General features: G+C 36.8%; 24 protein-coding genes. All 24 read right to left on the bottom strand.

What is annotated here, in order from left to right; genetic code table 11:
• Nucleotides 1-32: 32 nt before the first annotated feature.
• The 24 genes from brnQ to EYB29_RS04505 all read right to left on the bottom strand — a co-directional run bounded on the left by brnQ (nt 33) and on the right by EYB29_RS04505 (nt 22,784).
• On the bottom strand, nt 33-1,346 hold the full coding sequence (gene brnQ / locus EYB29_RS04615; RefSeq protein WP_166626701.1) for a branched-chain amino acid transport system II carrier protein: 1,314 nt from the start codon (nt 1,344-1,346) through the stop codon (nt 33-35).
• A gap of 91 nt (nt 1,347-1,437) precedes the next feature.
• Nucleotides 1,438-1,632 (bottom strand): DUF6501 family protein, encoded by a 195-nt coding sequence (locus EYB29_RS04610; protein WP_026866285.1) that lies wholly within the window; start codon nt 1,630-1,632, stop codon nt 1,438-1,440.
• 67 nt (nt 1,633-1,699) lie between these two features.
• Nucleotides 1,700-2,956 carry a 2-oxoglutarate dehydrogenase complex dihydrolipoyllysine-residue succinyltransferase gene (gene odhB, locus EYB29_RS04605; RefSeq protein ID WP_166626700.1) on the bottom strand — a complete coding sequence of 419 codons (1,257 nt, stop codon included), beginning with the start codon at nt 2,954-2,956 and terminating at the stop codon, nt 1,700-1,702.
• Nucleotides 2,957-2,973: 17 nt separating this feature from the next.
• The gene (locus EYB29_RS04600) at nt 2,974-5,772 is read right to left on the bottom strand and encodes a 2-oxoglutarate dehydrogenase E1 component (RefSeq protein WP_166626699.1); all 2,799 of its coding nucleotides are present in this window, start codon (nt 5,770-5,772) and stop codon (nt 2,974-2,976) included.
• 108 nt (nt 5,773-5,880) lie between these two features.
• Nucleotides 5,881-7,254: a sensor histidine kinase gene (locus tag EYB29_RS04595; protein ID WP_166626698.1), complete on the bottom strand. Its 1,374-nt coding sequence runs from the start codon at nt 7,252-7,254 to the stop codon at nt 5,881-5,883.
• On the bottom strand, nt 7,251-7,925 hold the full coding sequence (locus EYB29_RS04590; RefSeq protein ID WP_026866289.1) for a response regulator transcription factor: 675 nt from the start codon (nt 7,923-7,925) through the stop codon (nt 7,251-7,253). The genes EYB29_RS04595 and EYB29_RS04590 overlap by 4 nt, the downstream gene beginning before the upstream one ends.
• 136 nt (nt 7,926-8,061) lie before the next feature.
• Entirely contained in the window at nt 8,062-8,682 is a 621-nt protein-coding gene (locus EYB29_RS04585; RefSeq protein WP_166626697.1) for a GNAT family N-acetyltransferase, read from the bottom strand.
• 92 nt (nt 8,683-8,774) lie between these two features.
• Nucleotides 8,775-9,398: a phosphatase PAP2 family protein gene (locus EYB29_RS04580; RefSeq protein ID WP_026866291.1), complete on the bottom strand. Its 624-nt coding sequence runs from the start codon at nt 9,396-9,398 to the stop codon at nt 8,775-8,777.
• Nucleotides 9,395-10,471, bottom strand: coding sequence for an undecaprenyldiphospho-muramoylpentapeptide beta-N-acetylglucosaminyltransferase (locus EYB29_RS04575; RefSeq protein ID WP_166626696.1), 1,077 nt, complete (start codon nt 10,469-10,471; stop codon nt 9,395-9,397). The genes EYB29_RS04580 and EYB29_RS04575 overlap by 4 nt, the downstream gene beginning before the upstream one ends.
• A gap of 96 nt (nt 10,472-10,567) precedes the next feature.
• Complete coding sequence (locus EYB29_RS04570) at nt 10,568-12,145, bottom strand: S41 family peptidase (RefSeq protein WP_240921832.1); 1,578 nt, start codon at nt 12,143-12,145, stop codon at nt 10,568-10,570.
• A gap of 71 nt (nt 12,146-12,216) precedes the next feature.
• The gene (gene deoD, locus EYB29_RS04565; protein WP_026866293.1) at nt 12,217-12,933 is read right to left on the bottom strand and encodes a purine-nucleoside phosphorylase; all 717 of its coding nucleotides are present in this window, start codon (nt 12,931-12,933) and stop codon (nt 12,217-12,219) included.
• A 12-nt stretch (nt 12,934-12,945) separates the two neighbouring features.
• Nucleotides 12,946-13,167, bottom strand: coding sequence for a YozE family protein (locus EYB29_RS04560; protein ID WP_026866294.1), 222 nt, complete (start codon nt 13,165-13,167; stop codon nt 12,946-12,948).
• Nucleotides 13,168-13,602: a peptide-methionine (R)-S-oxide reductase MsrB gene (msrB, locus tag EYB29_RS04555; RefSeq protein ID WP_026866295.1), complete on the bottom strand. Its 435-nt coding sequence runs from the start codon at nt 13,600-13,602 to the stop codon at nt 13,168-13,170.
• On the bottom strand, nt 13,602-14,123 hold the full coding sequence (msrA, locus tag EYB29_RS04550) for a peptide-methionine (S)-S-oxide reductase MsrA (protein ID WP_166626695.1): 522 nt from the start codon (nt 14,121-14,123) through the stop codon (nt 13,602-13,604). Before msrA ends, msrB begins: the two co-directional genes overlap by 1 nt.
• 10 nt (nt 14,124-14,133) lie before the next feature.
• Nucleotides 14,134-14,685, bottom strand: a complete 552-nt coding sequence (locus EYB29_RS04545; protein ID WP_166626694.1) for a DUF2140 family protein — start codon at nt 14,683-14,685, stop codon at nt 14,134-14,136.
• Nucleotides 14,686-14,688: 3 nt separating this feature from the next.
• Nucleotides 14,689-15,162 carry a dihydrofolate reductase gene (locus EYB29_RS04540; RefSeq protein ID WP_026866298.1) on the bottom strand — a complete coding sequence of 158 codons (474 nt, stop codon included), beginning with the start codon at nt 15,160-15,162 and terminating at the stop codon, nt 14,689-14,691.
• A gap of 8 nt (nt 15,163-15,170) precedes the next feature.
• Nucleotides 15,171-16,124, bottom strand: a complete 954-nt coding sequence (locus tag EYB29_RS04535) for a thymidylate synthase (protein ID WP_166626693.1) — start codon at nt 16,122-16,124, stop codon at nt 15,171-15,173.
• 202 nt (nt 16,125-16,326) lie between these two features.
• Nucleotides 16,327-16,767: a BrxA/BrxB family bacilliredoxin gene (locus EYB29_RS04530; protein ID WP_166626692.1), complete on the bottom strand. Its 441-nt coding sequence runs from the start codon at nt 16,765-16,767 to the stop codon at nt 16,327-16,329.
• A 2-nt stretch (nt 16,768-16,769) separates the two neighbouring features.
• Entirely contained in the window at nt 16,770-17,558 is a 789-nt protein-coding gene (locus tag EYB29_RS04525; protein WP_370545378.1) for a virulence factor, read from the bottom strand.
• 41 nt (nt 17,559-17,599) lie between these two features.
• A complete protein-coding gene (locus EYB29_RS11705) occupies nt 17,600-17,881 on the bottom strand; it encodes a NifU N-terminal domain-containing protein (protein WP_370545379.1) in 282 nt (93 codons plus the stop codon).
• 14 nt (nt 17,882-17,895) lie between these two features.
• Complete coding sequence (locus tag EYB29_RS04520) at nt 17,896-18,066, bottom strand: zinc-finger domain-containing protein (protein ID WP_084145695.1); 171 nt, start codon at nt 18,064-18,066, stop codon at nt 17,896-17,898.
• 50 nt (nt 18,067-18,116) lie between these two features.
• On the bottom strand, nt 18,117-18,515 hold the full coding sequence (locus tag EYB29_RS04515; protein ID WP_026866301.1) for a ribonuclease HI family protein: 399 nt from the start codon (nt 18,513-18,515) through the stop codon (nt 18,117-18,119).
• A 2-nt stretch (nt 18,516-18,517) separates the two neighbouring features.
• Nucleotides 18,518-19,393, bottom strand: a complete 876-nt coding sequence (locus EYB29_RS04510; RefSeq protein ID WP_166626691.1) for a 5'-3' exonuclease — start codon at nt 19,391-19,393, stop codon at nt 18,518-18,520.
• A gap of 4 nt (nt 19,394-19,397) precedes the next feature.
• Nucleotides 19,398-22,784 (bottom strand): dynamin family protein, encoded by a 3,387-nt coding sequence (locus tag EYB29_RS04505; protein WP_166626690.1) that lies wholly within the window; start codon nt 22,782-22,784, stop codon nt 19,398-19,400.
• Nucleotide 22,785 lies beyond the last annotated feature (1 nt).

Raw genomic sequence — 22,785 nt, 5'->3', positions numbered from 1 at the left:
TAGCAAAATCGCTAGCTCCCGTTTTTTATGTTTTAAGAGTACTCTACTTTTGGTTTATTCAGTGCGATAACATAACCAAGAATGTAACCGACAATCATGAATGGTAGCCATTCAAAACTTGAACTAAACAGAGGTAATACTTCTAGCCAATCCATTGTCAGCCATCCGTTTCGGTGAATAACTGAAAGAATAGAAAGAATTGCAACTAATAATACTGGAATTTGCAAACTCAGTTTTGGTGATGGTACAAAGTACGTTAGCACTAGTAGGACGACTGTTGTCATTGCAACAGGATAAATAATCGACAAAATTGGAACGCTTGTTGCAATAACTTGGTCTAGACCTTGGTTGGCAAGACCAAATGAAATAAGTACGAATAAGACAACCCATACTTTGTAAGGTACTTTAGGTAAAATGCTATTAAAGTAGCCAGATACAGAAACTATCAATCCAGTTCCAGTAGTTAAACAAGCTAAGAATACTATAGTACCTAATAAGATTGGTCCAAAAATACCAAAAATATCAGAACTCATGAAAGTCAGTAAGAACGTACCTAAGTTTTGGTCATCAACAGCTGCCCCGCCGAGATCAACTTTGTTCGCTAACCAACCGAGTGAGATGTATATGACACCTAGTAAAATCGCTGCTAGAAATGCTGACTTGATTGTGCCAAACAGCAAATCCTTTCTATTGGTAATTCCAAGTTGACGAATAGAATTTAAAACTAAAACACTAAAGGCAATTGCTGCGATTGCATCCATTGTTAAATATCCCTCTGTGAAACCAATAGAGAAAGGTGAAGTCGCTTCAAATGTTTCATTTGCAGGATTAATTGGATTATTAAAATATGCAATACCTGCAAAGATAATTAATAAAACAATACTGATTAATAGTAAAGGTGTTAATACTTGCCCAATACTATTAACGAGTGAGCCTGGTTTAATACTAAGTAAAAATACGATAATAAAGTACACAAGTGAAAATATTAATAACCATAATCCAGTATTTTCACTCAAGAACGGTACTACTGCCATTTCATAAGCTGTTGTTGCTGTTCTTGGAATGGCAAAGAATGGTCCAATCGTTAAATAAATAACAACTAGGAAAATTACTGCAAATGCTGGATGTATATTTTTAAGAGACTCTCTATATCCATCTTTTGAAATTGAACCAACAATGACACCTAAAAGTGGTAAACCTACCCCAGTTAAGACAAAGGCAATAATTGCTGTCCAGAAATATTCTCCGCTAGAAAAACCGAGAGCAGGTGGAAAAATTAAATTACCTGCGCCAAAAAACATGGCAAACAGGGTGAAACCTACCATTATGACTTGCTTCGTACTCATATGCATCCCTCATCTAAAAATTAGTATGCAATTAGTCTACACTAGAACGTATAAAAAATCTATGAGTTATTTAAATTATCTGAATTATTTTCTAAGAAAAGTAAGTTTTGTAATATCCAGCAGGCTTTCCTGAATTGTCTATAACAAAAATATATTCTTCAGTTTCGTTAATGACTCTATACTCCTTACCTACAGTTAACATATCAGAGACTTTAAACTTTTCTGCATCTGTATGTTTAACTGTGACAGTACCTAGATTATTATCTTGCCAATTTTCTTGAATCATATTATTCCTCCTATAAAAAAGAAAAGGTATCCCTTGGATACCTTTATCTTTAAAAGTATTTAATAAATTAACCTTCTAGTAACAGGTCTTCTGGATTTTCGATTAATTCTTTAACAGTTTTTAAGAAGCCAACTGATTCTGCACCGTCAATGATTCTGTGGTCATAGCTTAATGCAATGTACATCATTGGGCGGATTTCAATGTCATCTCCAACCGCGACAGGACGTTTTTGGATTGTGTGCATACCTAAGATTGCAGCTTGTGTACCATTGATGATTGGTGTAGACATTAATGATCCAAATACCCCACCGTTAGTAATTGTGAATGAGCCACCTGACATTTCATCAAGAGAAAGTTTCTTCTCTCTCGCTTTTGTTGCGAGGTCAGCAATATCGTTTTCAATTTCAGCAAATGTTTTTCTATCTGTGTTACGTACTACCGGTACAACAAGTCCTTCTTCTGTAGATACAGCAATCGATACATCAAAGAATTCTTTATAAACTAAGTCTGTGCCATCAATTTCAGCATTTACAGCTGGGTACTTACGAAGTGCGGCTGTTACAGCTTTAGTAAAGAATGACATAAAGCCAAGTTTAGTACCATCATTACGTTCCATGAATGATTCTTTTTTGCGTTTTCTTAATGCCATAACATTCGTCATATCTATCTCGTTGAATGTTGTTAACATTGCAGTATTTTGAGAAACATCTAATAGACGTTTAGCAATGGTTTGTCTACGGCGTGACATTTTTTCACGTCTAACTGGTTTTTCAGGTGTTGTATTTTGTTTCGTCTCAGCTTTAGGTGCTTCTTCTTTTTTAGCAGCAGGCTGACTTGAAGCTTGACCGTGATTTTCAACATCTTGGCTACGTACAAGACCGCGTGGATCAGCAGCATTGATGTCTGAAAGGCTAATGCCTTTTTCACGTGCAAGTTTTCTAGCAGATGGTGTGGCAACGATTGTACCATCTTCAGTTTTCACAGTTGTTGTTTCTTCTTCTTTTTCTTTAGGTGCTGAAGTAGATTCTTCTTTTGCTTCAGCTTTAGGTGCTTCTTTTTCTGAACTTTCTTCTTTTGCAGGTGCACCACTACCCTCACCGACTACGGCAATGACTTGACCAACTTCTACAGTGTCACCTTCTTCAGCTTTAATTTCTGAAATGACACCAGCTTCTTCACTGACAATTTCTACGTTTACTTTATCAGTTTCTAATTCAAGGACGTTTTCACCTTTTTCTACACTGTCGCCTACTTGCTTAAACCAAGTAGATATAGTTCCTTCTGTAATTGATTCTGCTAATTCAGGCACGATGATTTCAGCCATTTATATAATACCTCCTATTATTTTAAAGCGTTCTCGATGATACTTTGTTGTACTAGTTTGTAAGATCCACCGTTACCTTCGGCTGTTGAAGCACTTGGTTTTCTTCCTACATAATTTAATGTCGCTTTAGATGGTACGATATCGAGCAAGTACGGTAGAACGAAGTGATATGCACCTTGGTTTTGTGGCTCTTCTTGAACGAAGCGTACTTCACTAAGATTCGTTAAGCCAGATAAGACTTCTTTAATTGACTCGCTTGGGAATGGATATAGCTGTTCAAGTCTAATGATGAGTAATTCATCGTTAGGTGATTCGTTTTTCGCTTCTGCTTCAAGTATATCTACAGCGACTTTACCACTTGCAATTACAACAGTTTTAACTTTAGTTTTCTTGTATTCCGGAACAATAATTTCTTTGAATTGACCGTTTACAAATTCACTTACAGGTTGGCTCGCTGTTGAGTTTCTAAGCAAACTCTTAGGTGACATTACAACGAGTGGACGCATTTTTTCAGTGTTCAAGTATTTCGCTTGTCTACGTAAAATGTGGAAGTAGTTTGCACTACTAGACAAGTTAACCACTGTCATATTATTTTCTGCACATAGCTGTAAATACTTCTCTAAACGTGCAGATGAGTGTTCAGGACCTTGTCCTTCTTGAGCATGTGGTAGAAGTAAAGTTAAGGCAGTTCTTTCACCCCATTTAGAGTGGGCACTTGACATAAATACATCAAAAATTGCTTGGGCCATGTTGGAGAAATCTCCGTATTGTGCTTCCCAAATTGCCATAGCTTCATTGTTCTCAACGTTGTAACCATACTCATAAGCAACAACCGCCATCTCAGTTAATGGTGAGTTATAAAGTTCAAATGATGCTTTAGAATCACTGATGTTGTGAAGTGGTGTATGTCGTTTACCTGTCTCTGGGTCATGTAAAACAGCATGACGTTGAGCGAATGTACCACGTTCTGCATCTTCACCTGTAAATCGAATTGGCGTACCGTCTTGGTTAATTGTTGCAAATGCAAGGGCTTCAGCATGTGCCCAGTCAACAAGTGCTGTGTCGTCTTCAAATGGTTTCTTACGACGATCTAAAACATTACCTAATTTCTTAAGTGGTTTGAAGTCCTCCGGGTATGTTAACAGCTCTTCATTGATCTTCGCTAATCTCTCTCTAGAGATTTCAGTTTCTTGATCATTTGACTGTCCTTCTAAGATTTCATCAGGTGTCTTGATATCTTTAGTGACAATCGTATCATCTTTGTTGATCTTGTCATGTTCCGCTCTTAATTCATCTTGAATTGCTTGCATAATCGATTCTTTGTCTTCTTTTGTTAAGACACCCTCTTCAACAAGTTGATCACCGTAAAGATTATCAATAGTTGGATATTCATGAACTTCATTATAAAGTTTAGGGTTTGTTGTCATTGGCTCATCCATTTCGTTATGACCATAACGACGGTAACCAATCAAATCAATTACAAGGTCTTTTTTGAATTTCTGACGATATTGTATTGCAATATCAATGACGCGTAAAACATATTCCGGGCGGTCAGCATTGACGTGGAATACTGGCATATCAAAGCCTTTAGCGATATCAGATGCATATAGTGTTGAACGTGCATCCCACTCCTCTGTTGTAAAGCCAATACGGTTATTCGTAATGATGTGAAGTGCCCCACCAACCGTATAGCCTGCGAGGTTTGATAAGTTCATTGATTCAGGGTTAACACCTTCTCCAGGGAAGGCTGCGTCACCATGAATGATTACACCAAGTGAATTATCAGTATCATGTACTGCTTTACCACTTTGGTTTGTTGAATCTTGTTGTGCGCGCGTACGTCCTTGGACAACGGGTCCAACAATCTCTAAGTGTGATGGGTTATTAGCAAGTGTAACAGTCTGTGTGATTCCTTTGTCTGTTCTTGTTTTCACACCACCTAAGTGATATTTAACATCGCCCATCCAACCATTCGTCAATTCTAGTGAACCGTCTTCTGGTAAGAATTTCATTGGGTCGGTAGACATAAATTCACTTAACATCATAGCGTAAGGTTTTTGTAATGTATGTGTGAGTACATTTAAGCGACCACGGTGTGCCATTCCAATTTGTAGATGTGGAATATTTTCATCCGCCATGCGTTGTAATAAGTGATCTAACATGGGTACAAGTGAGTCTACACCCTCAATAGAAAAACGTTTTGCACCAACAAAGTTTTTGTGAAGGTATTTTTCAAATCCTTCTGTTTTAACAAGTTCTTTAAACAGATGAAGTTTTTCTTCTTCTGATAAATTCACTTCGCCTTCACTTTCAATAGCGTTTTGTAACCATTCTCTTTCCTCGCTATTGTTGATGTGCGTATATTCATAAGATAAAGGAGACGTGTAAACCTGTTCTAAATAACGTGCTGCATCCAAGGCATTATCGAACTTATCAGCCATCGCTTCTGATACGATACTTGCTGGTAGAGCTTCTAAATCCGCATCCTGGAAGCCGTATGCATTGAAATCAAAATCTGGTGCATTATCAATTTCTGGAGCATATACTGGATACACATCGGCTTTTAAATGACCATATTGACGAACGTCGTTTAGCCATTGTAAAATCCCTTTAATCTTGTCTTGTCCTGCAGCAGATAACTGCTTGCCGTCCTGACGAGTATTACCTTCCTGATCAGTTGAAATGTTATCAAAAAGATACTTCATTTCATCTGATACTGAATCTGGGTCATTCTTGTACATGTCAAAATATTCAAGAATTAAACCAAGATTTGTACCAAATCTAAGTGGTGCATTCTCAAATTCTCTTTCTTGCATTGTACTGCCACCTCGTTTTATTTTTTTAATACTCTTTATACCTAAACTTTACCATTTTGTGCCTCTTCTTTAAAGCACGAACATTGATAAGTGTAAATTTAATCTCGCTTATTTTTGAACTTTTGGAAATTTGATATGAACAGTGGTCGATTGACCTTCAACACTAGAAATCCAGACCTGTCCACGGTACAATTCTGCTACTTTTTTAGCAATAGAGAGACCGAGTCCATTGCCACCTTGTTGACGACTTCTTGATTTATCAACGCGGTAAAAACGATTAAACACTTGATCGATTTCATCTTTAGGAATACCGATTCCACTATCGCTTATTTCAATCAATACATCACCCTTATTATCAACTTCAGTTGATACTGTGATATGTTTGTTTTCTTTATCGAATTTAATGGCATTATCTAAGAAGATAATGAGCATCTGTTCAAAGTGATAGTTGTTGATAGGATACATAAGATTCGCCTTAGTAAAGTCGGTTGTAAACATGTAGTCTGGATGCACTTTTCTAAGGCTTGATAAACGACTTTCAATCTCATCATTAATGTTAACCAAATCGGGTTGTACATACTCCGAACCTTCATTTTTAGTCAGTAGTAATAACTCTTCAACTAGACGATTGATTCGCTTTAATTCATCTATAGAGATACCGAGTGACTCATCGAGTACTTCAGGATTATTTCTCCCCCATCGATTGATCAACTGTAGGTGACCCTGAATAATTTGTAGGGGTGTTCTAAGTTCGTGTGAAGCATCTTCAACGAATTGCTTTTGCTGATTATAGGATTCCTCTAGGGCATCCATCATATTATTAAAGGATTCAATCATATAGTCTGTTTCAACAATATTCGTTTTTAGTTCCAAACGTTCAGCAAAGCCTTGGTTTTCAATCTTTTTCAGTTGATTGGTAAATCGACCGATGGGTTTAACCATCTGGATTGAAAAGAAGTAAGAAATAACAGACGTAAACGTGATAGATAAGAACCCGATAATTGTTGCGATGAACAGCATCATTCGAATAATTGTATTATACTCATTGAGCGGATGGATGACTGCAACATAGCCATGCCAAAAATCAGATTGAATCATCTGAGTTGCAACTAAATAATCATCCCCCTCAATACTTTTCTCATTAATCAAAGGGTTGTCCGATTGCTGGAAATCCAATTCAAAATACAATTCAGAACGCGCTGGCCATCTGTATACTTCCTCACCACTTAATGTATATAAAGCCATCTGTTGGTTGTCAATTAAGCTAGAGTATATGTCTCGCTCAGTAATGGTATTAAAAGCTTGATTGGCATAGAGCGTACTCACATCATCCAATGCCCTTGAAACAGATCGGTATTCTTGATCTTTTAAATAAACACTCGTGGCATAAATTAAAAGTGAACTAAATAAAAGATAGGTAATTGTAATGATAAGTATAGATAATTTTAGCCACTGCGAACGTAATGATTTGTTCGTATTCATTGTCGAATCACGTAACCGACGCCACGAACCGTTTCGATAACCTTATCCTTCTCGAAAGGTTTAAGCTTGTTTCTCAAATATCTGATGTATACATCGACGACATTGGTCTCAACTTCACTATCATAGCCCCAGATAATATCTAAAATCTGTTCTCTTTTCATAACAATACCAGTGTTCTTAGCAAGTAAATAAAGTAACTCATGCTCAGTTTTTGTCAGTTCAATCGGCTGATCATCAATCGATACAGTATAGGCGGTTGTATCGATTTGGATGCCATGTAATTCAACTGTGTCATGGTTCACTTCAACAGATTGGTTTCTACGCATTATCACGCGAAGACGCGCCAGTAACTCCTCTATTTCAAAAGGCTTAACAATATAATCATCTGCACCATAGTCTAGGCCGACAACCTTATCATAGGTCTCCCCTTTTGCTGTAATTATAATAATCGGCGTATTCTTCGTTTTTCTTAATTTACGACACACTTCTAGTCCATTCAGCTTTGGTAACATTAAGTCTAAAAGAATGGCATCGTAATCATTATCATAAGCAAGATTAAAACCCTCTTGCCCATCATCTGCAATCGTTACTTCATAGCCTTCATGGCTTAATTCTAATTCGATAAAACGTGCTAAATTCGTTTCATCCTCTACTACTAATATTTTCGGCATCTTTACCCACCTCATTTTCTATAATATTATCATGAAAATGAAAACTAAAGAAATATGAGCATCAGTCATAAATACATATACATAAAAGTAAAAAAAGCGGAACTTAAATAAGTTCCACTTTTTTACGATATAAAGATTAACTCACTATAGTAGATGGCGTTTCCATCATATAGCTCTGTTGTTTAATTAATAAGTTCTTTTTAACTTCAGGCCATTCGTCATCGATAATTGAATAGATAATCAGATTTCTAGGAACACCGTGTAGTGCACGTTCCTTTCTTATAATGCCCTCTTTTGTAAAACCAATGCGTTCGATCGCTTTGTTCGAACGCTCATTTCTTTCATCTGCTCGTACTTGAACCCGCATGAGGTTCAATACCTCAAAACAATATTCGAGTAATAGGAATTTGCTGTCGGAGTTAATGAAGGTGCGCTGTGCTTTAGTACCAAACCATGATGCACCGATTTCACAGCTCTGACGCTCGTAATCAATATGTTGGATTCTCGTTGAGCCAACGACTTCTCCTGTAGATTTTAAGACGACAACAAAGGGAATTGTATTCATCTCACCACGTAAGTCTATGGCACTTTGAATCCATTCACGCATTGTATCTTCTGTAGTCGCTTGAAAAAGCATATAAGTCCAAATACTGTCATGGTTTATTGCCTGTAATTCTTCTGCATGACTGAGTTGCATCGGAAGAAGTCTAATTCTGTCGTTTTCAAGTGTGATGTTTTCATATAAATTTATCACCATAAAATCACCTGCCGTCTTAAAATATTTCTAAAGCAAATCAATTATAATTCCCCTACTCACCTTTAGCAATCAAAAAAATTACGGCTCCGATCTTAAAATCGAAGCCGCTTTTTAAACTTGTTGTGCATGAGCGCACTGGTGCCAAAAACAACGGCAAGACCGATGATGACACCGGCTAAGACGTCGGTTGGATAATGGACACCGAGGTAAACTCTTGAAGACGAAATCATCAAGATGAAGGTAGCGCAAATGGTCATTAATAGCGCCTTATTATTTAAATTCGTTTCTTTTATGACGTGAGCAACGGAACCAAAAAATATGGTGGAACCGACTGCATGGCCGCTCGGAAAACTGAAACCTGAGATTTCAATTAATCTTAAAAAGCTTGGACGTTCTCTATCAAAAGAATTTTTTAATACTGGGATTAAAACTGTTGAAATCAACATTGAAATAATGAAAAACAGTGTATGAATTTTAAGTTTATACAGCATTAAGATAGAAATCATTATTAATGACATAACAATCATAGATAAAAGTTCACCAAGCTGAGTAAAACCTAGCATTAATGCTGTGGTAATGAAGCTTTCAGAGGCATAGATAAATTCATAGACTTCTCGGTCGATCCAGCGGCCGAGCCTAGACTCATGGAATATTGCTATGACACCAAAAATTAAAGTGAACACTAAAAATAAGGATATTTTCTTTTGTCGGCTCACTTCTCTGCCTCCTCGATTAGCTTATCTGCGAATTCACTTGGTTGATAAGCGTGTTTAAACTGTGTCATTTTAATCGTAATTTCACTGTAATTCTCATCGATGTGTGTCAATTTATTTTGTAGGTTGTCTAGATTTAAATCATCTTCTTCAATTACTTCTGCATAGCCATGCTTTTTAAAATGCTTGGCATTTTGGATTTGATCCCCACGACTTTGATCTAAACCAAGTGGAATTAAAACCATTGGTTTTTTAGCGAGCAGAAATTCAAAAATTGCATTTGAACCTGCTCTTGAAATTACAACATCAGAAATTGCGAGTAGATGCTTTAAATCCTCATCTGCATACTCCAGTTGAAGGTAGCGATCATGCTTCACACTGTCGTTTTTGTTTCCCTTACCCGTAAGGTGAATAATTTGATATTTGTCACACAGTGTCGACAAGTGACTCCATACAAATTCATTGATTTTCTTTGAACCAAGTGAGCCACCCATTATTAATAGAACTGGCGTTTGACTTGTGAAATGGCTGATCTCATAGCCAGTTTCGTTATTACCAGTATTCAGTTCTGTTCTTAAAACTGGTCCTAAGTATTCTGCCTTTACGTCAGTGAAATGACGTGTTGTTTCTTCAAATGTACAGAAGACCTTAGTTGCAAATTTACTTGCAATTCTATTTGCTAATCCAGGTGTTAAGTCGGATTCATGTATATAGACAGGGACATCTTTTGCCGCTGCTGCTAAAACGACAGGGACTGAGACAAAGCCGCCCTTAGAAAAGACGAATAAGGGTTGTTCTTGTTTTAAGATTTTTTTTGCATCAGTCACACCTTTTAAAACTTTAAAGATGTCTTTAAGATTCTCAAAAGATAAATAGCGTCTTAGCTTTCCACTTGAAATTTCATGGAATGGAATATTAGTGGTGCCAATAATTTCTCTTTCTATTCCTTTTTTAGAACCGATGTAATGTGGATCTATCCCTCTTTCTATAAGTTCAGGAATAAGTAATTTATTGAGCATAACGTGCCCGACTGTTCCACCACCAGTGAGCATTGCTTTTTTATTTGTAGAAACCATAAGCGCCTCCATAATACTTGTTAATCTTAACTTTAAACTATTTAGATAAGCTCTACAAGAAAAATTCCGTACAAGATTATTGTACGGAATTTAGTCTTATTCTTCTGTCTCTTCGCTATCATCTCTAAGGTTTTGTTCTTCCTCTTCAACAACAGGAATGTGTGTGGCATTATTTCTCGCTTCTTGTTCAATTTCCATAATAGACATGTCGCTATTAATGTAATCAATTAAATAGTTGAGCTGAGCATCCTCTTCTTGGATGAGTGATCTAACATCTGAAATAATACTTGTTGTTGTTTCGCCAGTTACGATACCGTCTACTGGTAAATCGTTGGCATTTTGATAGGCTTCAACCTGACTTGTAAGTTCTTCATCGAAGGTCGAATTAAATGTTGAAATATCATAGCCGAGTGCATCAAGAGCGACTTTAATAGACAAGATTTTCTCATTTGTTTGACCTTCAGTGAACACTTCATCTTCAGTGAGCAGTTCGATTCTGTAGTGATCAGGTGTGATCAGCTCAATATCCGGTGTAATACCTTCATCTTGTACCCATGTCTTATTCGGTGTTAGCCATTTAGTATTCGTATATTTCAACATGGAATTGTCTTTAAATTCACTCGTTCTTTGTACGACACCTTTACCGAATGACGTTGTACCGACTGTTTTAATGTCGATTAAGTCAGATAGTGCACCTGTAAACACTTCTGAAGCACTTGCTGAACCCTCATTGATGAGTACATAGACTTCATCGAACTGCTCAGCATTCGGATTCTTTTCATTCTCTGTGAGGAGTTCTTGCTGATTACCTTGATTATCTTCAAGGTAAAGTGCAGTGGTGTCCTTATCAACGAATTGGTTAATTAGTGTCACTGCTTCGTTTAAGAGTCCACCTGGATTATAACGGAAGTCGATAACGAGTTCTTCTACCCCATCTTCTGCAGCTTGATTAAAGAACCTCTCAAACTCTTCAGTCGTGCCTTGTTGGAATCTGTTAACAGAGATGTGCCCGACGCCTTCAATTTCTTCATACGTTACACTATCAATGTGTATAGTATTACGGGTAATAGTGATATCACTTGGACTAGCTTCACCGCGTTGGATCGTTAAGGTGACATCTGTTCCCTTTTCTCCACGAATCAACTGGACAGCCTCAGTTGTTGTCATACCTTCTATTGACTCCCCATCAACTGCAAGAATCTGATCGCCTGGTTCTAGACCTGCCTCTTCAGCGGGCGACCCTCTCATTGGACTAGAAATTAAGATTTTGTTGCCTTCTTGCATGATTTCAGCGCCAATACCTTCGAAGTCACCTGTAATACTTTCTTCAAATTCTCCAGTCTCGTCGATATTCATATATTCACTATAAGGGTCATCTAAACCTTCAACCATACCTTTAATTGATGATTCAATTAGAGCATCTTGATCAACATCTTCATAATAGTTTTCAGTTAAAGTGTCATAGACATTATATAGCTTGGCAAATTCAGTACGCGTATCAGTGCCAACGTTAACTGCGCGCTCTTGGTTATTAGACATCGCGACAGCTGTAATCACTACGCTGATTATAATCGTCGTCAGTATAATAACGATAAACCAAAAGACATTAATCTGTAGAGATTTAAGCCTATGGCCGACATTCTTTTCATTGTTTTCTTCGCTCAACTTATGCACCTAATTTCTACTACGTATATTACTCATATATTATCAGTTTCTTTCATCAAATAAAAGAAAGAACAGTGAAATCACTGTTCTTCGATAAATGGTACTGCTGCATCAAGTGCAACTTCAATCATATCGTTGAATGTTGTTTGTCTTTCCTCAGCAGTTGTTACTTCTCCAGTTATTAAGTGGTCAGAGATTGTTAAGATTGCTAGCGCTCTTGCTTTGTACTCTTGAGCGATTGTAAATAAGGCTGCTGACTCCATCTCAACTGCAAGTACACCGTAATCTGCAAGTTGTTTTGTGTCAGTCTTAGTATCATAGAATGAATCGGCAGTATAAACGTTACCTACCTTAACATCTAATCCACGCTTTTTAGCTTCATTGTAAGATGTTAATAGTAAGTCAAAGTCTGATGTTGGTGCATAAGAAACATTGTTGAAAAGTTTAGCATTTTGATAAGAATCTGTCGTTGCACTTTGAGCAATGACAACATCTCTAACTTTTACTTCTTCTTTAAGGGCACCAGCAGTACCAACACGAATTAAGTTCTTAACACCGTATTCACGCATAAGCTCGTGAATGTAAATAGATATAGATGGGACACCCATACCTGTACCTTGAACTGAAATTCTTTTACCTTTGTATGTCCCGGTATAACCGAACATGTTACGAACTTCGTTATAGCAAACAACATCTTCTAAAAATGTTTCAGCAATATACTTTGCACGTAGTGGGTCACCTGGTAGTAAAATAGTGTCTGCAATATCGCCTTGTTTTGCATTAATGTGAATACTCATCTTGTCATCTCCTTAAGATTTTAGCCATTCTTTATATTCAAAAAAACTTTCATCGAACGTATCTAATGATATATGAAGATAAGGGTTCTTTTCAAGATAATCTGAAATTTCTCCGTAATCTTTTGAGTGCTTGGGAAATGATAGATCTTCTGAAATGTGTGTTGCAAGTTTACCGATGTCCGTTTTTGCACCCACTTCAGTTTTCATATATTGGTAATATGAGCGATCTTTCATCTATTTATTTTCTTCCAACAAATTGACAAACTCACCGTAACCTTGACTCTCGAGCTCACTTTTTGGAATGAAATCAATTGCCGCTGAATTAATGCAGTAGCGAAGTCCGCCTGTTTCCTTTGGACCGTCAGGAAAAACATGGCCTAGATGTGAATCAGAGCTCTCACTTCTCACTTCTGTACGACGCATACCAAAAGAAGTGTCTACATGTTCAGAAACATCCCCTTCATCAAGAGATTTAGAGAAGCTTGGCCAACCACATGATGAATCAAATTTATCTTTAGATGTGAATAGAGGTTTTCCACTTAACTTATCTACATAGATACCTTCTTCAAAATGCTTCCAGTATTCATTTTCAAATGGTGCTTCCGTTCCATTTTCTTTCATGACCTGACGTTCTAAGTCAGATAATTCTTCTACACTTTTTCTTGCCATTATTTTTCACCCCATATATTTTCTATAAATCCTTGGCGACCAGATCCTTTATAATACGCCTTGTAGTGACCTTGGTTTTTCTTGTAGAAGTCTTGGTGCTCCTCTTCTGCTGGATAGAAGTTTTTATAAGGTAGCACTGGCGTTTTAATTGGGCCAGGGAAAATGTTTTGTGAATCGAGTTCTTCTATGACTGCTTCTGCAGTTTCCTTTTGTGCTTGATCGTGATAGAAGATTGCTGGTCTGTACTGTGGACCTCTGTCTCCAAACTGACCGTTAGTATCAGTCGGATCAAATGTTTTAAAGAAGATTTCTAAAACTTCTCTATAGGAAATGATAGAGTCATCAAATTCAACTTGAACAGCTTCTACGTGATCTGTTGTTCCTGTTGAGATTAATTCATATGATGGATTTTCTTCTTCACCGTTAGAATAGCCTGATGTAATCTGTTTCACACCGTCCCACTGATCAAATGGTTTAACTAAACACCAGAAACATCCGCCGGCTAAAGTTGCTATTGTCATAATGTGCCTCCTAGAAAATGTTGTTAATTGAAAAATACCATGTGTCGGCTTCATAGTCTATTTTGTTGACTTGTAGGCCGATGCCAAAATACTGTTCAAAGATCTTCGTATCAATGATAAGTTCTTTTTTACCATCCGCCATGGTAATCCCTTCAGGTAAATCTAAAAAGGTCTTAAGTGCAGAATATAAGGTGTCTTCACTTAAGGGTAAATCCGCTAAGTTTAAGTCTGTTAATGGAATGACAATGTTGTCGCCATCAACAATTGGTGCACCTCGAACTGATGAGCGAATGGGAATGCCTAAGACCCGAGATTCAATATTGACCGTTACTCCTGATGTGTCTATGTCAACATTAAAGTTTTCATAGGGTAGATTGTCATTGATTAGTGTTTTTATTGTTTGGTTCGGTAAGATGAATGTAAGTGCTTGAGGCGAATTTTCTGTTCCCGTCAAATCACTTTCCTCATAGTCCTGGTTAAAAAATGAGGCGACAATGACAACGATAATTAGGTTGATTAAAAGTAGCGTAAAGAATAATATCATCCATAGTTTGTGCATCATACTTTACCTTCTCACAAGATGATAAAAGGTATGAGGATATATATTCTTATCATCTACTACGCCTTTTTCTTCGTCTTTAATTTCCCAATCATTCATATTATAATTCGGGAAAAATGTGTCACCGCCGAAAGTCTCATCAATGACTGTGACATACATCTCGTCAACTATATGCATGGTTTGTTCGTAGATGGTTGCTCCACCGAAGATAAATACTTTACCAGGAAGTTTTTCAATCTCATCAATGTGATGAATGATTTCAACACCATCTCTTTGATAGTTTTTATCAGAAGTTAAAACGACATTTGTCCGATTTGGTAAGGGTCTCCCTAGAGTATCGAATGTTTTTCTTCCCATGACGATAGTTTGATTGGTTGTCAGCTTCTTAACATGCTTTAGGTCATTTGGCAGTGACCAAGGCATGTCGCCATTAAAGCCGATAACATTTTGATTAGCGTGTGCAACAATTAATGCAACCATAGTGCCTCCTAAACTGCAATCGGCGCTTTAATAGCCGGGTGCGATTGATAATCTATAATTTCTAAGTCTTCATATTCCAAGTCAAATATTGATTTGTCAGTGTGAATGACAAGTTTTGGAGGGTCATAGCTCGTGCGTTCAAGCTGTGTATTGACTGCTTCAAAATGATTAGAGTAGATATGGGTATCACCAATTGTGTGAACAAACTCCCCAACCTCATAACCCGTTTCACGAGCAATTAAACAAAGCAGTAAGCTATAACTGGCAATATTAAACGGTACCCCTAAAAATACATCGCCTGAGCGTTGATAGAGCTGTAAGCTTAACTTATTTTCACTGACGTAAAATTGGAAGAGTGTATGACAAGGCGGCAGTGCCATCGTGTCGATTTCAGCTGGATTCCATGCACTGACAATATGACGTCTCGAATCAGGTTTAGTTTTAATCCCCTCAATCAAATTTTTGATTTGATCGATGACGACGCCGTCTTTGCCTTCCCAATGACGCCATTGTTTACCGTAGACGTTACCTAATGTGCCGTATTTTTGGCTAAATTCATCATCGTTTAAAATACGTGCTTTAAATTTCGCCATTTCTTCATCATAAACTGCTTTAAAGTCCGGGTCTTTCAAGGATCGGTGTCCAAAGTCAGTCATATCTTCACCATGATAATCATTAGACTCTACATAATTTTTAAAGGCCCATTCATTCCAAATATTATTATTGTATTCAAGTAAATACTTGATGTTCGTATCGCCTCTTAAGAACCAGATTAGCTCTGTTGCAAGTAATTTAAAAGATACTTTCTTGGTCGTTAATAAGGGAAACCCTTCACTTAAATCAAAGCGCATCTGATGACCGAAAATTGATTTTGTACCTGTATTTGTGCGATCATTCTTAGTCGTTCCCGCATCTAGTATGCGTTCGAGTAACTGGTGATAAGCTAGGTCAAAGGAATTCATAAAACCACCCTTTTCTTTTATAGTTTAATTCTATATAATTAATATTAATGAATGAGTAAAACAATTAGTTTGGAGTGCTGAAGATGGAAATCTTATTTACAATTGGTTTATCTTTACTAGCATTATACATGATTAGTATGTGCATTTACGAATAAGTCATTCTAAAAGTGTAAAAAAGGAAAGGGAATATTCCCTTTCCTTTTTATTTTGCACAATGTGTATCAAAAGCGTCTTTGATGTCTGTCATAATATCTTCGATAGCTCTGTTCTCTATATCTGAACGACCTAAGAAACTTACGAGTTCCTGTCCTTTAAATAAGGCCATAGATGGACTCGATGCAGGTTCATCTATATACTCTCTTAGCGTTTCAGTTGCAGGTCTTTCTTGACCAGCGAAAACTGTTGCCAAACGGTCTGGCTTAATCGGATTTTGGCTGGCAACTGTTACTGCTGCTGGACGCGCTAAACCTGCTGCACAACCACAAACGCTATTAATCACAACAAAAGTGGTCGTATCATCATTTGCGTCTTTCATATATTGATCTACGTCCGATGGCTCTAAGAGTTCAGTAAAGTCATAGTTCGTTAGTTCTCGTCTCATCGGTTCTGCTATTTCTCTCATGTAAGCTTGATATGCATCCATACTTATCTCTCCCTGTTCTGCATTTGTTTCCACACACTGCCGAGTGCTGACTCGCCTTGTTCGATTCTCGTAATCGCCATTTCTATTTGTAATCTGACGTCATATTGAGGGTCGTTTTGGTGTGTCCTTAAAATAGGTAGACTTGATTCATCACCGGTCTCATAGATAAACATCGCTGCACGCCAACGGATGATCGGGCTTTTGTCATTTAGGGCTTGGTACATATCATCTAGCCCTTCTTTAAAGCCTAAGTCACTATAAGCATCTGCTGCCGTACGTCTAACAGGAATCGCTTTGTCTTCTATTGCTTTATTTAAATAAGGCAAGGTGTTTTTAGACTCAATCATCGCCAAGAGGCCAACCGCCATACGACGTACTTGAAGCTTTTCATCTTCTAGTGCATAAGCTAAAAACTCATAGTCACTTTCATCTGGTGTGTCGTAGTGATTTAACATATACAGACGAGTTTTCCAGTCCGGTGCATTTTTAAAGTCATCTATTGATACTTTAAAGTATTTTTTCGGTTCTGGCTGAATTTTTGCTTGAGCCTCTTTAATTAATTGATCGAGTCGCTCCATAGGGTAGAGCGCATCCATTTCTTCAGTCAACTCATCAAGGACTGCTTCGCTCGTACCATATCTGACTTGTAAATCCACCCACTTACGGCCGAAGATAATATTGTCTTCAGGAAGTGTCGCTTGTTCAACCGCCTGTGTAAATTTTTCAGATAAAGCACGACGATGTTCCTCACCATCATTTATTTTTAATTGATAAGGAATATTTTTAAACATGAGCACCTGAGCGGTCACTTCACCAAAGTTAGACTCAGGTGTTAGACTTTTTTTGAATCACTATCCGAGCCTTCGTTAAATACCGCTTCAATTTGTGGAATTAAAGTGTCCCAATCCACTTTAGGACTCTTATCTACTGATATGAAATCCATAGCATGAAAGACGCTCGTCACATCTTCTAATTCTAAAACACGCGCAATAAAAGCTGGCGTATCTTCTGTGATTTCTCTATACGTCGATGATTTCATATCGTCTTTCGGTTCACTTACAGTAATTTTCATAGTATTTGGACTTGGTGTTGGTTCTATTCTTACAATTTCCATATTGTTGCCTCCATCTATAATTTGTTACCTTGCATTTTCATTTCAATACCCACTGAGCATTCACTGATACAAAATGCATGAGCACTGGCCTTGCTGCCTTCCTCACGATTTCTTTGTTTAAGCAGGCAGCCTTTACAATATCTTTTCTCTAAGTAATTAATTTTTTCAAGTGCTTCTGTGTTCATTGTCATACCTCATTACTAAAATTCGCTAGTGACATACTTCTATTTAATAATTATAGACTTTTCTTCTCTTTATATAAACGGTCTTTTGCAATTTGATCTGCTCGACTGTTCTTCTTTCTCGGTGTATACGAAACGATAAACATATCCATATGCCGTGTCAATCCAATGACCTGATCAAAATAAAATTTAAATACTTTATTTTTGACGAAGTTTTTATCGAACGAATCAACAATAATTTTAGAATCAGTATAAACGATTAGTGAGGTAATTTTAAGTTTTAAGGCTTCTTCTACTCCAAAGGCCAAACTTGCCCATTCCGCTTGGTGGTTATCCATCTCTCCTAAGAATATGGAGGCACTGTGGTCAAGTTTTTCACCCGTAATCACAATTCCACCCGCTGAGAGCTTTGGCGACATACTAGCAGCAGCGTCAATATACATGATTGCCATAATTATACTAACTTCAATGAACCTAAGTATTTTTCAGTGATTCTTAGGTCATAGTCCTGGAGTACTTTAATCGTTTGAGCTTCATCATAGATATAATGACTATTGGCTAGAAGCTGATCCATTTTTAAAGGCACATCCTTAATGATTTCAGCAAGACGAAGTGACATATTTAGTGACTCTAAGTCAGCCTGTATTTTGTCTTGCATTTTTGGTGTGAGTGTATCAAGTGTGTTTAGAAGATTTTCAACTGAGCCATGTGTCTGAATTAATTTTAAAGCTGTCTTCTCTCCGATACCCTGAACACCTGAATAGCCGTCGCTCGTATCACCCATCAAGGCTTTCACATCAATAAACTGCCGTGGGTGAATGCCGAACTGTTCTGTAAAAGTCGCCATATCGTAGTGATGATACTCTGTATAGCCTTTTTTTGTTAAAAGTATTTTATTGGTGTTGTTAATTAACTGTAGAAGGTCTCTATCTCCACTGACAATAGTTAAGTCATCTATATGTGTAGAGACCGTCCCTATCACATCATCGGCTTCATATCCGATGACGCCTTCTTGATGAAAGCCGAGGTCGTGCATGACGTTTTTAATCAGATCGAACTGGGGTTTTAATTCCTCAGGCGGTGCTGGACGGTTTGCTTTATAACCATCGAACCACTCATTACGAACTGATTTTGAGCCCATATCCCAGGCGATGATCACATTTTTTGCACCGGTAATTTCTAAGAGTTTAAAGGTATGTCTCAACATGCCTTGTACACCGTTTGTTGGTTGGTCTTTACTGTTATACATGAATTGATTACGAAAGCTCGTAGCAAAAAAATGTCTAAATAAGAGTGCCATGCCGTCGATGATGATAGTTTGTCCAGTCATTACTTCACTCCTCTATTATTAAATCAGTAAGATTACTATAAAGTGTTTGATCGGCTTTATAATCTTCTTCTGAAATTTCTTTTACAGGTTCTCTTAGCGCTTTATAAACTTGAGCTTTTTCATCCATAAATTGCAAATCCAGTCGTTCAAGATAGTCTTTTGTTAAGGAAACCATATCACCTTCAAGTGCCTCTATATTAATACTCGCACTTAAGTCCTTCGCTAAATCGAGTAAGGTATTTCTAAAGCTTGATGAATCCTTACGGTTTTTATAGAGTGCCTTTTCATATGATTGAAGCACAGTTTCGTCAATTTGAATTTTGGGTTCATCCGCATATGCGGTGTCTATTGATAATGAACCAGCACTACCAAATTCACCGAGACGTTCATTAAACTGTATCAACCTTTGATTTGTTAAATTATCTGCTTGTCTATAAATCGCATTAAAGGCAACGCCAGTTTCCAGTGTTAAATAGCTATCTATATTTTTACTAACCAAGGCAGAAAATTTACTCAGATAGTGCTTATCTCTCATCTCAGAAACTGTAATTAAACCTTTTAGATGATCATAGACTTGAAGTTCTAAACGTTTTGGTAGATAAGTTAAGATAATATCAATTTCTTGTTTTAATACTTTTATAAATTGCTTGGCGCTCAAGCTTTCTATCTCTGACTTTAGCGCATTTCTACCTTCAATAATTCTTTGGCGCTCTTGTCCACTATCTTCAAACTGTTTAATATTACTAGCAACAGTATTGATTAACTGATTTGTCGTTTCACTTAATGTTCTTAATTGAACATTCCTTGCTTGTTGATCAGCGATTTTTCTGATGTCAGTTTTCGCTAGATCGAAGTCGTGATCACCAGATTGGATCGCTTTTTTAGAAGACACAGGATATATAACATGTTTAATCTGTAATTTATTTAAGGCATTCGCCATATAGTCGATGACTTTTTCCTTGTCGTCTTCTGACTTCATAAGATCTACCGCGTTAATAATAAAAATCAGCGGGAAATCTTCCCCTTTTAATGATTGAATATATTTCAAGAAGGTTTCGTCTGAACGTGAAAATACATGATTGTAATAAGAAACATAAATAATCATATCACTTTGACTGATGATATCTCTTGTTTCTGATGTATGTCTTTGGTTGATTGAATTGATACCTGGTGAATCAATGAGATTATAATGCTTAGTAATTTCAATAGGAATAGATACATTTGCTTTATGAATGAAGGTGGCATCCTCATCATTACTAATCATTTCTATTAAGGTATCTGTATCAAAATCTTGCTTACTATTTAGAATAGGTTCGTATTGATCGTATTTATTTAACAAGCCTCTAAGTAAGGGTTTATAAGTTTCTTGAACTTTATCAATGTTTGCTTTCATCCATTTTTTATAACCCTTTACTGTGTCATGTGTTTCACCAGATAAGGTTTGTAGTGTTTCAGTGAGATCTGCTTCTGACTTCATCTCCCCTGAACTCGACTTGTTATCGTTGATTTCTGTTATAGTCGCGGTCGTTGGATTCGGACTTGTTGTTAGACGGGCCTGACCCAGTAAGGCATTAATAAAGGTCGTCTTACCCGCACTAAAACCACCAAACACACTGATATTCGCCTTGCCAGTTTCTATTCTATGCACTTTATGATCAATTAAGTGCTTAAAGTTGTTATAGCGAGGTAAATTTTCTAGTTGTTGACTCACTTGTTTAAAATAATCAACTGAATATGTTTCATTATTATCGACAGTAAAATTATTATGTCTACTTTCTATATCGTCTTGAACTATATCTGTTGAAGTATCAATTTCGATTTCTTCTGTTAGATTCAGCTTATCTAATTCGTCATCCATATGAATATATAGATGCTGGTAGTTTTTTGTTGTAAGAGATTCGAGTAATTCAAGAAGTTGTTTGACTTCGACGTACAAAGATTTTTCATGTTCTAGTGTAGAAGATGCTTTTGTCTCCCCCATATTCTCAACCGTTAGTTGAGAGAGGTGGCTTTTTGCTTTTGTTGATACTTCTCTTTCTAAAGTAGATTTCAATTTGTCAAAGTAGTTTTTAATATAGCTCTGGTTTAAGGAAATATTTTCATCTTTTCCAAGTAAGTCGCTATGCCACTCATATTTAAAGGGTGGACCACTTAAGCCGAGTGTTTTATAGAGATTGTTCACATTGGCGTTGATTTCTGTATCGATAACTTTCTGGATGACTTCCTTTATATCATTTACAGATGTATTTAACATCTCTTCTTCTTTTTTCTTTTTACCAAATAGTCCTGTAGGTTTCTTCTCACCTGCTTGTATCTTTAAATATTCTATGATGGTATCCTTAACTTGATGGGGAAAAATATAAGCGTCTTTCACTAGCTTTCTTACATTATCCTTAACATGGTCTTCTAATACTGCTTGGTCGGATCTTAAATCGTCCAAATGTGCTTCGTTAATTTCTTGTTCCAAGTAATGGATTCGTTCTTTAGCACGTTCAAGGTTTAGTGGACGATCCGTATTCAAATTATGTTCAACCGCGTCTATCTTGTCTTCTAAGTATTCAATCTGTTTCTGTTCGATATTATGCATAATTCTCTGGTCGTATCGTTCGGCCATTTCCTTACGACTTTCTATTTCTTTAATATAAGTTTTTAAGTTGTCAATCTGGTTATAAGGTGTGTCGTATATAGATGTAGTAAAAATGTGTTCAGGATGAATGTCCCAATTATCTAGTGTACTTTTTACACGACTTAGAAATGTATCTAAAGTCAGTTCATGGTCATCATGCTTATCAATCTGATTGATGATGAGACATATTGGAATGTTCAATTCCTGTATCTCTCTCAGGAGTTTTAAATTATGTTCACTTTCCACATGATTATATTCCACAGTAAAGAAGATGACATCACTGTTAAGTAAAAAACGATTGGCAGATTCTTCGTGGCTACTTGTGTTAGAATCTACACCTGGTGTATCTTGAAACACTGTATTTATATTGAAATCATCATGTTGAACGTCCATTGTAATTGCTTGGATATCTAGATCTAGAGTGTTGAGAATTTTTAACTCATCATAATCATTTACTGTTGCATATTGATATTGATTAATAAAAGCCTCAATCTTATTATCTTCACTGATTTGAACACTGACTGTGTTACTTGTCGTTGGTACCGGTGAGGATGGTAAAATATCCATACCAATTAAATGATTGATTAAGCTTGATTTCCCCGCAGAGTAATGGCCAATAAAAGAGAATACTAGTTGTTCGTTGTATGTCTTTTGTATGGCATGATCAATTTGAGATACAAGTACATCATTATCTGATTTTAGTATTTCTTTTTTTAACTTATATAAACGATTTAGTGTTTCTTTTTCTTCCCCTTGTGCTGACAAC

Origin of the sequence: Jeotgalicoccus sp. S0W5 (assembly GCF_011634875.1) — a bacterium.
GTDB classification, from domain to species: domain Bacteria; phylum Bacillota; class Bacilli; order Staphylococcales; family Salinicoccaceae; genus Jeotgalicoccus; species Jeotgalicoccus marinus.
The sequence above is the reverse complement of the archived record's forward strand: the minus strand, read 5'-3'. Positions and strand labels throughout refer to the sequence as shown.